Genomic DNA, 12,521 nt, shown 5'->3' with positions numbered 1-12,521 from the left:
GCAGTGCGGCGGCGCGAATGGCGTCTATTGCGCCACGAACAGACGCTTCGACGGGCAAAGGTCGGCCACCACGCACTCTTCGCACTTCGGCCGTCGCGCGACGCACACATAGCGACCGTGCAGGATCAGCCAGTGGTGCGCGCGGGTCTTCAGCGGATCCGGGACGATGGCCATCAGTTCGGCCTCGACCTGGTCGGGCGTCTTGCCGTTGGCCAACCCCAGCCGATGGGAGACGCGGAACACGTGGGTGTCTACGGCGATGGCCGGCTCGATGCGCAGCTCGTTCAGCACCACCGAGGCGGTCTTGCGCCCGACGCCCGGCAGGGACTGCAGCGCCTCGCGGGTCAGCGGGACCTCGCCGCCATACTGCTCCACTAGGATGCGACTCATGGCGATGACATTCCTGGCCTTGGAGTTGTAGAGGCCGATCGAGGAGATGAAGGGCTTCAGGCCCGCCTCGCCCAGGGCCAGCATCTTCTGCGGCGTGTCGGCGACCTTGAAGAGCTTGTAGGTCGCCTTGTTCACCGACACGTCCGTCGCCTGGGCCGACAGCGCGACCGCGGTGACCAGTTCGAAGGGGCTCCCATAGTCGAGCTCGGTGCGAGGATCGCTCTCCTGTTCCTCGAAGCGGCGGAAAATCTCGGCGATCCGCGCCTGTTCGGCGGGGCTGAGGCGCGTCTTGGCGGGCGTCTTCGCCTTCGGTTTCGCGGTTCTGGACATGCGCGGCGCAAGATGGCGTGAGCCGACCCCTTCCGCCAAGGCGGTTTCCGGGCCTATGGTCCGGGCCCAGATGATGGGCCAGACCTACATGGACGCGGTGATCACGCCGCACCGCTCGCTCTCGGAGCGGGGCTTCATCATCCTGATCGCCATAGTGACCCTCGCCAACTGCTGCTCGGCGGCGGTGTTCGTCCACATGGGTGCGGTCTTTGTGCCCTTTTTCCTCGGCATCGACGTGATGGCGGTGCTGGTCGCCTTTACGGTGAGCTTCCGCCAGGCGCGGCGGGTGGAGCGGGTGACCATCACCGCCCGCGACGTGGTGGTGACCCACGAGACGCCGAGCTGGAGCCGGGTGGTCTGGGAAAGCCCGACAGCCTTCACCCGCGTCAACGTCGAGCGCGAGGACGAACACACCTTCGGCCTGCGCCTGGCGCTGTCAGGGCGTGAGGTGGCCGTCGCCCAGGCGCTCAGCCCCCGGGAGCGCGGCGAGTTCGCCAAGGCTCTCGAACAGGCGATCTGGGAAGCGCGGCGGGAGCGCGGCTAGGTCGGCTTCTCAACCTCAGTGATCTGATCGAACACTAGCGTCCATTTGCCGCCGCGGCGTTGCCAGATGCGCACATAGTGGCCGCGGCCCGCCTGCCACTTGGCGTCGCCGTAGGTCCAGGCCAGGTCGCCCGCCTTGGACGCTCCGCCGCCGATGGGGCCGAACGCGATGGCCTTGGCGCGCGTGGCGAGCTCCTGATCGGCCGCAGCCGGGGTCGTGGCGGGCGCGAACTTGGAGCCCTGCACGCGGGCGTCAGCCGCCAGAACTGCCCTGTAGGCGGCGGCGGTGTCGATCCTGGCCTTGGCGGCGAGGGCGATCTCGGCGCTGCGCACCTGCTGCATGGCCACATCCGGCGCCAGCGGCCTTGCGTCGCCGGGCGGCAGCAGGATCGGCGCCTCGGCCGGTCCGGGCGCGGCTGCGCCATCCGCCTCGACGCCGCCGTCGTAGATCCATTTCCAGGGCCCGCCCGGCCGCCGCGTCCATACCGTGAAATAGAACACACCAGGCTTGCCCCCATTCACGGTGGCCGGGCCGGTGGTGAAGCCCAGGTCGCCGGAGCGCGCCACGCCGGCGAAGTTCGGCCACCAGTTGAGCAGGGTTCCGCCGTCCTTCGGCAGCTTGGGCGCCGGCCGCACGCCGTAGACCGCCCGGGCCAGCAGCGGGTCGGGACTGAGAACGATGGCTTCGTCGGTCATATATTCCAGGAAGCTCGGCGCCACCCCGATCTCGGCCGCGCGGGCGGCGAAGGCATGCTCGGCGGCGATCACCGGGGCCGGATCGGCGGCCGGGGCCGGCGCGGCGAGCGCACCGCCGGCGGCAAGAGCGACGGCGGCGGCCAAGGCGAGGGTCATCTTCAGCAAGGTCGGCAGTCTCCTGATCCGGCGCCTATGCCCTAGCCCGACAGGGGCGTCGCGGGCCAGTGCGACCAGCGGTCCCGGCCAAGCGACAGTTTGCGCGCCTGTTGCGCTTGGGGCCTCCAAGGCCAAGATAGCGGCCATGGTGTTCACCGACCTTGAGATCGAGCGTTACGCGCGCCACCTGGTGCTGCGCGAGGTGGGCGGCCCAGGGCAGCAGAGGCTCAAGGCCGCCAGCGCGCTCATCGTCGGGGCCGGCGGCCTGGGATCGCCGGCGGCCCTGTACCTGGCCGCCGCCGGAATCGGAACCCTGATCCTGGTGGACCCCGACGAGGTCGACCGCTCCAACCTGCAGCGCCAGATCCTCTACGCCGAGGCCGATATCGGCCTGCCGAAGGTGGAAGCCGCCGCAGACCGGCTGGCGGCGCTGAACCCGCACATCTTCGTGGCTGGCGGCCCGGACGCCTTCGGACCCGACAACGCCGACCAGTTGGTGGAGGGCGTCGACCTGGTGCTGGACGGCACCGACAGCTTCGAGGCGCGCTACGAGGTCAACGCCGCCTGCGTGCGCCACGGCAAGCCGCTGATCTCCGGCGCCATCGGCCGCTGGACGGGACAGGTGGGCGTGTTCGCAGGCCAACCCTGCTACCGTTGCCTGGTGCCCGAGATCCCGCCGGACGCCGAGACCTGCGTCGCTGTGGGCGTGGTCGGCGCGCTGGCCGGCGTGGTCGGCTCGATGATGGCCCTGGAGGCGATCAAGCTGATCACCGGCGCGGGCGAACCGCTGACGGGGCGGCTGATGATCTACGACGCGTTGTCGGCGGAGACGCGAACGGTGCGGGTCGGGGCCGATCCGGAGTGCCCAGTGTGTGGAGGCGGCGCGGGATGACCCAGCAGGATTGGACGAAAGTCGACGATTACATGGTCGGCGCATTGCTGGCGCCCGACCCGGTGCTGAATCAGGCGCTGGCGGATAGCGCCGCGGCTGGCCTGCCGGCGATCGCGGTCGCGCCCAATCAGGGCAAGCTGCTGCAGCTGCTGGCCCAGATGCTGGGCGCGGAACGCATTCTCGAGATCGGCACGCTCGGCGGTTACTCGACGATCTGGCTCGCTCGCGCCTTGCCAGCGAACGGCCGGCTGGTGACGCTGGAGTACGAGGCCCGGCACGCCGAGGTGGCGCGAAAGAACATCGCCCGCGCCGGGCTCGCGGCGCAGGTCGAGGTGAAGGTTGGCGCGGCGGTCGACCTGCTGCCAACCCTGTCGGGGCCCTTCGACCTGGTCTTCATCGACGCCGACAAGGCGTCAAACCCGGACTATTTCGCCTGGGCGCTCAGGCTAAGCCGGCCGGGCTCGTTGATCGTCGTCGACAATGTGGTCCGCGGCGGCGGCGTGGCCGACCCCGCCGGCGACGCCAACATCCGGGGCATCCGGCGAATGTTCGAGATGATCGCCGCCGAACCGCGGGTCAGCGCAACCGCGGTCCAGACCGTGGGCTCAAAGGGCTGGGACGGTCTTTGCATGATCCGGGTCCTGGACTAGCCGGCACGATCTGGATCCCGGCCTTCGCCGGGATGACTTGCTTCGCGCTCACATCATCGCCGGGATCACCCGGTCGGGCGGTTTGTGGCCGTCCATCCAGGTGCGGATGTTGATGATCACTTTCTCGCCCATGTCGACGCGGCCCTCGATGGTCGCCGAGCCGAGGTGGGGCAGGAGGACCGCGTTGGGAAGGCCCAGGAGCTTCGGATTGATCTTGGGTTCGAACTCGAAGACATCGAGGCCGGCGCCCGCGATGGCGCCGGCCCTCAACAGGTCGGCGAGCGCACCCTCGTCGATGATCTCGCCGCGGGCGGTGTTGATGAGGATGGCGTGGGGCTGCAGCAGTTTCAGCCGCCGCGCCGAAAGCAGGTGATAGGTGGCCGGCGTGTGCGGCGAATGGACCGAGACGATGTCCATCCGCGCCAGCATCTGGTCGAGGCTTTCCCAATAGGTGGCCTCCAGCTCCTCGGCGATGCGCGAACTGACCGGTTTGCGGTTGTGGTAGTGGATCTGCAGGCCGAAAGCCTTGGCGCGGCGGGCGACCGCTTGGCCGATCCGGCCCATGCCGATGATGCCGAGCCGCTTGCCGGTGATCCGGTGGCCCATCATCCAGGTGGGAGTCCAGCCTTGGAAACCGCCCTCTTGCGTGACATTGGCGCCTTCGACGATGCGGCGGGCGACGGCCATGATCAGGGCCATGGTCAAGTCGGCGGTGTCCTCGGTCAGCACGCCCGGCGTGTTGGTGACAGCGATCCCCCTGGCGTTGGCCGCGGCGACGTCGATGTGGTCGATGCCGACACCGAAGTTGGCGATCAGTTTCAGCTGCGGCCCGGCTTTTTCGATGAGGGTGGCGTCGATCTTGTCGGTGATGGTGGGCGCCAGCACGTCGGCGCGGCCGAGCGCGTCGGCCAGCTGCGCGCGGCTGAACGGCTCGTCGGAGTCGTTCAGTTCGGCGTCGAAGAGTTCGCGCATCCGCGTCTCCACCGGGCCGGGGAGTTTTCGGGTGACGATGACTTTCGGCTTGCGGGCGGCCATGGGTGTCTTGAAATTGGGGGTGACGTGAAGAGGGGGCGTTTCCTTGACGCCGCTTCACCGGCGCGTCCTGTTGTTTGAATCTGTATCAAAGGCTCCATGGGCGGCCAAGGCGACGCGCAGAAAAGGCTGGGACCGAAGGGGCTGCTGCTGAAAAGCGCGGCTCTAGGTCTGCTGGCCGCTGTCGGCGTGCTGACGACCGCCGCCGCGCCCGAACGCCAGACACCTTCAGGGATGCCGGTGCCGCGCTACGTGTCGCTGAAATTCGACAAGGTCAACGCTCGCGCCGGACCTGGCGACGACCACAAACTGCTGTTCGTCTACCGCGTGCGCGGCCTGCCGCTACAGGTGGTGGCCGAGACCAGCGAGTGGCGGCGCGTCTGCGACCCGGAGGGAACGCTCGCCTGGGTGCACAAGCGCGTCACCGACGGGCGGCGGATGACCATGAACACCACGTCCCAGGCCGTGCCCCTCCTCAAGCGGCCGAAGGATGGCTTCAAGGCGGCGGCCTATTTGAACTCCCGCGCCCTCGCCGGCCTGGACCATTGCGACAAGGGCTGGTGCAAGGTGAAGGCCGATCATGCCTCCGGCTGGGTGCGCGAAGGCGCGCTCTGGGGCACCACCGACACGCCGCAGTGCCACTAGCGGGACCGTTGCGCGTTATTGAGCGCCGGATGCGGCTCTGCTACGCCGGGCGCCCTTGAGGATACGGACGGTTCGATGACGCACCCCACAGCCAAGAGCCAGTACAGCTTCGAAGAGCTGATGACGTGCGCGCGCGCCGAGATGTTCGGGCCGGGGAACGCCCAACTTCCGTCGCCGCCGATGTTGCTGTTCGACCGGATCACCCAGATCAACGACGACGGCGGAGCCCACGGCAAGGGCTACATCGAGGCGGAGTTCGACATCAATCCGGACCTCTGGTTCTTCAAGTGCCATTTCATCGGCGACCCGGTCATGCCGGGCAGCCTGGGCCTCGACGCGCTCTGGCAGTTGGTCGGCTTCTATCTGGGCTGGATCGGCGGCAAGGGCCGCGGTCGCGCGCTCGGCTGCGGCGAGGCCAGGTTCGCGGGCGAAGTGACGACATCGATCACAAAAGTCACCTACAAGGTCGATATGAAGCGTGTCATCAACCGACGCCTTGTGATGGGAATCGGCGACGGGGTTCTGGAAGCCGACGGAACGCCCATCTATACGGCGGCCGACCTTCGCGTCGGTCTATTCCAGCGGACCTGACGGATCGGGAGATCAGGAATGCGGCGCGTAGTCGTCACCGGGATGGGTGTCGTCTCCTCGATCGGCAACAACGCCAACGAGGTGCTCGCCTCTTTGCGCGAGGCGAAGTCGGGCCTCACTGCCGCCCTGGAATATGCCGAGTTGGGCTTCCGCTGCCAGGTGCACGCCAAGCCGCAGATCGACTGGGAATCCATGGTCGACCGCCGCGCTGCGCGGTTCCTCGCCCAAGGCACGGCCTTCGGCCACATCGCCATGGAGCAGGCGATCGCCGATAGCGGCCTGGAAGAGGCCGAGGTTTCCCATGAGCGCACGGGCCTGATCGTCGGCTCCGGCGGGCCCTCGACCCGCGCCATCGTGGAGGCCGCGGAGATCACCCGCTCCAAGGGCCCCAAGCGCGTCGGCCCCTTCGCCGTGCCCAAGGCGATGAGCTCCGGCGCCAGCGCCGTGCTGGCCACTTGGTTCAAGATCAAGGGCTTGAACTTCTCAATCTCCTCGGCCTGCGCCACCTCGGCCCACTGCATCGGCGTGGGCTATGAGCAGATCCTCATGGGCAAGCAGGACATCGTCTTCGCGGGCGGCGTCGAAGAGCTGGACTGGACCTTGAGCGTCATGTTCGACGCCATGGGCGCCATGAGCTCCAACTTTAACGCGACACCGGCCGTGGCGAGCCGCGCCTACGACAAGGACCGCGACGGCTTCGTGATCGCCGGCGGCGGCGCCATCGTCGTGCTGGAGGAGTACGAGCACGCCAAGGCCCGCGGCGCGAAGATCTACGGCGAGATCATCGGCTACGCGGCCAACTCCGACGGCTACGATATGGTCGCGCCATCGGGCGAGGGCGCGGTGCGCTGCATGAAGATCGCCATGTCGACCATCGGCGGACGGCCCATCGACTACCTGAACCCGCACGGCACCTCGACGCCGGTGGGCGATTCCCGCGAGATGACCGCGGTGCGCGAGGTGTTCGGCGCGAAGCCGCCGCTGATCTCGTCCACCAAGTCGCTGACGGGGCACAGCCTGGGCGCGGCCGGCGCCCAGGAGGCGATCTACTGCCTCCTGATGATGAACAACGGCTTCGCCGCCGAGAGCGCCAACATCGACAACCTCGACCCCGAATTCGCCGACTTGCCGATCCTGCGCGAACGCGCCGACCGGCCGCTCGAGACGGTGATGAGCAACTCGTTTGGCTTCGGCGGGACCAACGGCTGTCTTGTGATGGCCCGGGTCTGAGCGCCGCGCGGCATCAGTCCTTGCCCTCGCCGTAGAGGTCGAGTTGCTGCTTCTCCAGTTCGCTGGCGTAGCGCCGGGTGACGTAGGCCTCGGCCAGCAGGCCCAACACCTCGCCTTCAGGCCCGACGACGGCAAGTTCGTCGGTCTCGGTGGTTTCGAAAGCGCGCATCACCGCCTCGATGCTCATTTCTGGCGATAACGTATCATCGCGGCTGACCGCCAGGCTCTCGGCGAGCGCCTCCAGGTCGAGCCCGTCGGCGTAAGCGCTGGCGGTGACCATCACACCCACATAGCCGCCCAGGTCATCGACCAGCAGCACCCGCTGGGTCGAGCCCAAGGGATAGCGCCGGCGGAATTCGGTTAGGGTGATTGCGGCCGGCGCGGTGGGCGGGTCCTTACGCATCATCTTGCCGGCGGTGAGTGTGCGCATCCAGCCAACGTCGCGGGCCGAGCGGATGGTCTCGCCGCGCAGGTGCAGCCGCCAGGTGGAGAAGGAATAGCCGAACCGCTCGCGCACTACGGTTGAGGCGATCAGAGTGGCGGCCAAGGTCGCGGCGGCGACGCCGAAATCGCGGGTGGTCTCCAGCACCAGGAAACTCATGGTCAGCGGGCCCCCGACCACGGTGACCGCCAGGGCGCCCATGCCGACGAGCGCGGCGTTCTCCGGGCTCAGCCTCTCGATGGAGGCGAAGTCGGCGGCGCCGGCATAGAGCTGCCCGACCAAGGTTCCGAGGAACAGCGAGGCGAAGAACAGGCCGCCTCGGAAGCCGAAGCCGAGCGAGATCACCGAGGCCAGCGTCTTCAGCGCCAGGACGATGGCCAGGATCGCCAGGGGCACGCCCACAGCCAGGTCCAGGTGCAGCGCCCCGTGACCGGCCGACAAGGTCTGCGGCGAGATCACCGCCAGCACGCCCAGCAGCAGGCCGCCCACGGCGGGCCGCAGGACCATGGGTATGGGGGAAGCCCGAACCAGCCGATCAGCCACCGCCACCAGGCGCATGATCGCCACCCCGATCAGGGCGCAGATCAGGCCCAGGCCCGAATAGAGGGCGTAGCCCAGGGCGTCCGGCGTGTTCTGGGCGGCGATCTCGATGGAATAGGGCGGCGCGCCAATGGCCTTGGCGACCATCACACTGGTCAGGCAGGCCGCCGCCACTGGAGCGATGGCCGAGGGCGTGTAGGAGCCGATGACGATCTCGAAGGCGTAGAAGGCGCCGGTCAACGGCGCTCCGAAAGCCGCCCCGATTGCGGCGCCCGCGCCCGCGCCCAGCAGAATGCGCATGTCATGGCGGCGCAGCTTCATCTGTCGCCCGGCCCAGGAGGCGGCCGCGCCGCCAGCCTGAGCATAGGCCGCCTCCAGCCCCACCGAGGCCCCGACGCCGTTGGAGAGCACGGTCTGGGCGCAGACGATCAGGCTGTCGACCAGGCCCAGCACGCCGCCGTAGAGCGCATTGGCCTCGACCACGTCCACCAAGGTGGAGCGCCGGCGCTGCACCAGCCAGGTGAAGCCGCCCAGAACCAGGCCCCCGGCGGCGAGCCACACGGCGGTGAGCGGCGCGATCTGCGCCGCAGCACTCAGCCGCTCGTCGAACTTGATTCCGTAGAGCAGCGACTGCAGCCCATGCGCCAGGCCCGCCTGGATCACCGCCAGCAGGCCCGCCGCCGCGCCGACCAGCACCGCCAGTGCGATCAGCCACAGCTCGCTGGTCCGCATCCGCCGCCGGAGCGCCGTCAGCAGCCGCATCGGCGCGCGCCGCGGGGAAGTGACGAAGGGAACGTCGATCATCCGGGGGTCTTTGGCTCTCTCCGGTGGTCCGATCCCACGTCATACGCCCAGCCGGGCGACGAATTGAAGACCCAGACCTGCATCACGGCCGCTTGCCCTTCGCCCCGGCCCCGTCCACAAACCGGCCTCGACGACCCAAAGCGAAGGGAGACGCCGCGTGGCCGAAGACTATCAAATGCCCAAAGGCGAACTCATGCGCGGCAAGCGCGGGGTGATCACCGGCGTCGCCAACCACCAGTCGATCGCCTGGGGCATCGCCAGCCAGCTGGCCGCGCAGGGCGCCGAGATGGCCTTCCTGCATCTGCCGGGCATGGAGCGCCGGGTCGAGCCGCTGGCAGAGAGCATCGGGGTCAAGGTGCTGGCGCCGGTCGATGTCACGGACGACGCGGCCATGGATTCAGCCTTCGGCGTCGTCGAGAAGGCGTTCGGCCAGATCGATTTCTTCCTCCACGCTATCGCCTTCGCAAACCGGGACGAGCTGAAGGGCAGCTTCGTGGAGAACACCACCCGCGAGGGGTTCCTGCGGGCGATGGACGTCTCGGCGTTCAGTTTCGTGGACTGCGCGCGGCGCGCCGCGGCCCTGATGCCAGATACCGGTGGGTCGATCCTGACCCTGACCTACATGGGCTCCGAGCGGGCGATTCCGAACTACAACACCATGGGCGTCGCCAAGGCGGCGCTGGAAGCGGCGGTGCGCTACGCCGCCCGCGACTTGGGGCCCAGGGGCATCCGGGTCAACGCCATGTCGCCCGGCGCGATGAAGACCTTGTCACTCGCCGGCATCTCCGGCGGTCGCGGCATGCTGGCCAAGGGCCGCGCGCTCTCGGCCATGCAGGAGGATACCTCCATGGAGGGCGTCGCTGGCGCGGCGCTGTGGCTGTTGTCGGACCTGGGCTTGTCGACCACAGGCGAGGTGATCCACGTGGACGCCGGTTTCCACATCATGGGCTTCCGCGAAGACGAGGCCGGAGAAGGCTGAGCCATGGCTGACGCCGCCCAGGACGTGGACGTCATCATCGCCGGAGCCGGCATCGCCGGCGCGACCCTAGCGCTGGCGCTGAACCAGGCCGGTTTGAAGCCGGTCCTGATCGACCCGGTCGCGTTCGACAGTCAGGTGGCTCCGACATTCGATGGACGCGCCTCGGCCATCGCCTACGCCGCCTTCCGCCAGTGGCGCGCGCTGGGGGTCGGCGAGGCGCTGGCCCCCCACGTCCAGCGGATCGAGCAGATCCTGGTCACCGACGGCTCGACGCCCGGCGCCGCCTCCGGCCCGGCCAGCCCATTCTTCCTCCGGTTCGACAGCGCCGAGATCGCGGACAGCTCCGACGGCGAGCCCCTTGGCTACCTGCTGGAGAACCGCCGCATCCGCGCCGCGCTGGCCCAGGCGATCCTGGAGGCCGGCATCACGGTCCTGGCGCCGGCCAAGGTGGCGAGCGCCGCCTTCGGCGCCCGCGAGGCGGTGGTGACCCTGGCCGACGGCCGGACTCTGCGCGCGCCGGTCGCCGTGGGCGCCGAGGGCCGCGGCTCGGTGATCCGCACCGAGGCCAAGATCGGCGCCATCGGCTGGGACTATCCGCAGACCGGCGTGGTCGCGACCGTGCGCCTGGAGAAGCCGCACGAGGGCGTGGCGCACGAATATTTCCTGCCCGGCGGCCCCTTCGCGATCCTGCCGTTGACCGGCAACCGGGCGAGCCTGGTCTGGACCGAGAGCCGCGCCCGGGGCGCCGCGCTGAAGACCGCCCGGCCGGAAATCTTCCAGGCCCACCTCGACCGCCGCTTCGGCGACTATCTCGGCGAGGTCCGCGTCGAGGGGCCGGTCTTCACCTATCCCTTGAGCCTGCAGCTGGCCGAACGCTTCACCGCGCCCCGCGCGGCCCTGTTGGGCGACGCCGCCCACGGCGTCCACCCCATCGCCGGCCAGGGCCTGAACCTCGGCCTGAAGGGCGCAGCCGCCCTCGCTGAAGTGCTGGTCGAGGCGATGCGCCTGGGCGAGGACATCGGCTCGGAGGCGGTGCTGGAGCGCTACGCCGCTTGGCGGAGGTTCGACACCGTGACCTTAAGCGCCGGGATGGACGCGTTTGTGCGCTTGTTCTCCAACGACCATCCGCTGCTGCGGCTGGCCAGAGGCGCGGGCATGGCGGCGGTGAACCGCATCGGGCCCGCGCGGCGGTTCTTCATGACCGAGGCGGGCGGGGCGATGGGGGATTTGCCGAGGTTGCTGCGGGGCGAGGCGCTGTAGCTCGAGCCGCCGCGAATACCCCAACCCTTAAGTCCACGAAGCCCAAGAGCCAATCTCGCCATGAGGTTTTAGGGCATTTCCCACGCCAGAGAGTGGGCTATGTCACGCCTCAAAACCTCCCCCGTTTACGGCAGCGTTCGGGGGAGGTGGCCCGGAGGGCTGGAGGGGCGTTGGCGCCGTGCTGTGGGTTCGGTGGACCGGCAGCGCCCCCTCCGCCGCTTCGCGGTCCCCTCCGCCCGCTGCGCGGGGGAGGTTTTTGAGCGCCAGACCTCGCTTGAACCTTGGCGACCATTCTGCACTCAGCGCCACGCCGCTGTTGCAGCTAAGCTCCACCCATGCGCCTCAGCCTAGCTCTCCTCGCCCTCTTCGCCGCCCTCGCGACCTCGGCCCGCGCCGCGGACGACGCCGTGCCACGCACCGCCGTCGTCTCAGCCTTCGCCCCCGAACTCATCGCCCTGGAAGCGGCCACCACCGACAAACACACCGTCACCCTCGCCGGGACCGTGTTCACGACCGGCATCCTTGAGGGCAAGCCGGTGGTCCTGTTCCTCTCCGGCATGAGCATGGTCAACGCGGCCATGACCACCCAGCGCGCGCTGGACCGGTTCCATGTCAGCCGCATCGTGTTTTCCGGCATCGCCGGTGGGGTGGACCCGAGCCTCGATGTGGGCGACGTGGTGGCGCCGGATCAATGGGGCCAGTACCTGGAAAGCGTCATGGCCCGGGAGGACACGCCCGGCCACTACGCCCCGCCGCCGGGCGAGCCGCTGACCGGGGCGCCGTTCGGGATGATGTATCCCAAGGCGGTCGAGGTGCTTCGCGCGCCGGGCGCGCCGGAGGCCCGCCAGTGGTTCCCGGCCGATCCCGCGCTGATCGCCGTGGCGCGACGCGTGGCCAGCGGGGTGGCCTTGAAGCGCTGCACGGCGGCTGGCCTGTGCCTGAAGTCATCGCCTCATGTGGTGGTCGGCGGAAACGGGGTCTCCGGCCAGGCCTTCGTCGACAACGCCGCCCTGCGGGCCTGGGCCTATTCGACCTTCTCCGCGAAGGTCCTGGATATGGAGAGCGCGGCGGTGGCGCAGGTGGCGCTGGTCAATGGCATGCCCTTCATCGCCTTCCGCAGTCTCTCGGACCTGGCCGGCGGCGACCCCGGGGCGAACCAGGCCATGACCTTCTTCCAGCTCGCTTCGGACAATTCGGCGGCGGTGGTCCGGGCCTTCGTGGCGGCGCTGCCCTAGGCTAGTTTCTGTCCATAAACGGCTATTTTTCAATGAGTTCGGGAGCCTTGTCCACCGGACGGCAGGTGTTTTCGCCTGGCTGCAGGTCGATTTGGGGCGTGAGAGC

At 68.9% G+C, this 12,521-nt stretch carries 13 protein-coding genes; 9 read left to right on the top strand and 4 right to left on the bottom strand.

Annotated features, from left to right (window positions below):
- Window positions 1-24 precede the first annotated feature (24 nt).
- The gene (gene nth, locus E8A12_RS08505) at window positions 25-720 is read right to left on the bottom strand and encodes an endonuclease III (RefSeq protein WP_293367617.1); all 696 of its coding nucleotides are present in this window, start codon (window positions 718-720) and stop codon (window positions 25-27) included.
- A gap of 55 nt (window positions 721-775) precedes the next feature.
- Between nth and E8A12_RS08500 the strand changes: the two genes are divergently transcribed.
- Window positions 776-1,264: a DUF2244 domain-containing protein gene (locus tag E8A12_RS08500; protein WP_293367615.1), complete on the top strand. Its 489-nt coding sequence runs from the start codon at window positions 776-778 to the stop codon at window positions 1,262-1,264.
- Here E8A12_RS08500 and E8A12_RS08495 read toward each other — a convergent pair.
- Entirely contained in the window at window positions 1,261-2,124 is an 864-nt protein-coding gene (locus E8A12_RS08495) for a DUF4440 domain-containing protein (RefSeq protein WP_293367613.1), read from the bottom strand. The two genes, E8A12_RS08500 and E8A12_RS08495, sit on opposite strands and share 4 nt — an antisense overlap.
- A gap of 136 nt (window positions 2,125-2,260) precedes the next feature.
- Between E8A12_RS08495 and moeB the strand changes: the two genes are divergently transcribed.
- Together moeB and E8A12_RS08485 are read left to right on the top strand one after the other, a co-directional pair.
- Window positions 2,261-3,007 (top strand): molybdopterin-synthase adenylyltransferase MoeB, encoded by a 747-nt coding sequence (moeB, locus tag E8A12_RS08490; RefSeq protein ID WP_293367611.1) that lies wholly within the window; start codon window positions 2,261-2,263, stop codon window positions 3,005-3,007.
- A complete protein-coding gene (locus E8A12_RS08485; RefSeq protein WP_293367609.1) occupies window positions 3,004-3,657 on the top strand; it encodes an O-methyltransferase in 654 nt (217 codons plus the stop codon). The genes moeB and E8A12_RS08485 overlap by 4 nt, the downstream gene beginning before the upstream one ends.
- Window positions 3,658-3,705: 48 nt before the next feature.
- Here the strand turns inward: E8A12_RS08485 and E8A12_RS08480 are convergent, their stop codons facing one another.
- Window positions 3,706-4,692 carry a D-glycerate dehydrogenase gene (locus E8A12_RS08480; protein ID WP_293367607.1) on the bottom strand — a complete coding sequence of 329 codons (987 nt, stop codon included), beginning with the start codon at window positions 4,690-4,692 and terminating at the stop codon, window positions 3,706-3,708.
- A 96-nt stretch (window positions 4,693-4,788) separates the two neighbouring features.
- Here E8A12_RS08480 and E8A12_RS08475 point away from each other — a divergent pair, with 96 nt between their 5' ends.
- From E8A12_RS08475 to fabB, 3 genes are all read left to right on the top strand, one after another.
- On the top strand, window positions 4,789-5,334 hold the full coding sequence (locus tag E8A12_RS08475) for an SH3 domain-containing protein (protein ID WP_293367605.1): 546 nt from the start codon (window positions 4,789-4,791) through the stop codon (window positions 5,332-5,334).
- A gap of 75 nt (window positions 5,335-5,409) precedes the next feature.
- Window positions 5,410-5,925: a 3-hydroxyacyl-[acyl-carrier-protein] dehydratase FabA gene (gene fabA / locus E8A12_RS08470; protein WP_293367603.1), complete on the top strand. Its 516-nt coding sequence runs from the start codon at window positions 5,410-5,412 to the stop codon at window positions 5,923-5,925.
- Window positions 5,926-5,943: 18 nt separating this feature from the next.
- Entirely contained in the window at window positions 5,944-7,155 is a 1,212-nt protein-coding gene (gene fabB / locus E8A12_RS08465; protein WP_293367601.1) for a beta-ketoacyl-ACP synthase I, read from the top strand.
- Between the two features lie 13 nt (window positions 7,156-7,168).
- Here the strand turns inward: fabB and E8A12_RS08460 are convergent, their stop codons facing one another.
- Complete coding sequence (locus E8A12_RS08460) at window positions 7,169-8,941, bottom strand: chloride channel protein (RefSeq protein WP_293367599.1); 1,773 nt, start codon at window positions 8,939-8,941, stop codon at window positions 7,169-7,171.
- 157 nt (window positions 8,942-9,098) lie between these two features.
- On the opposite strand from E8A12_RS08460, the gene E8A12_RS08455 reads away from it, so the two are divergent.
- The 3 genes from E8A12_RS08455 (at window position 9,099) to E8A12_RS08445 (ending at window position 12,415) form a co-directional block, all read left to right on the top strand.
- Entirely contained in the window at window positions 9,099-9,920 is an 822-nt protein-coding gene (locus E8A12_RS08455) for an enoyl-ACP reductase (RefSeq protein WP_293367597.1), read from the top strand.
- Between the two features lie 3 nt (window positions 9,921-9,923).
- Window positions 9,924-11,180 carry a UbiH/UbiF/VisC/COQ6 family ubiquinone biosynthesis hydroxylase gene (locus tag E8A12_RS08450; protein WP_293367595.1) on the top strand — a complete coding sequence of 419 codons (1,257 nt, stop codon included), beginning with the start codon at window positions 9,924-9,926 and terminating at the stop codon, window positions 11,178-11,180.
- A 335-nt stretch (window positions 11,181-11,515) separates the two neighbouring features.
- On the top strand, window positions 11,516-12,415 hold the full coding sequence (locus E8A12_RS08445) for a 5'-methylthioadenosine/S-adenosylhomocysteine nucleosidase (protein WP_293367593.1): 900 nt from the start codon (window positions 11,516-11,518) through the stop codon (window positions 12,413-12,415).
- Window positions 12,416-12,521: the final 106 nt, after the last annotated feature.

The sequence above is a fragment of the Phenylobacterium sp. genome, from assembly GCF_004799395.1.
In the GTDB taxonomy this organism is placed as follows: Bacteria; Pseudomonadota; Alphaproteobacteria; order Caulobacterales; family Caulobacteraceae; genus Phenylobacterium.
This window is presented reverse-complemented; position numbering and strand designations above follow the sequence as displayed.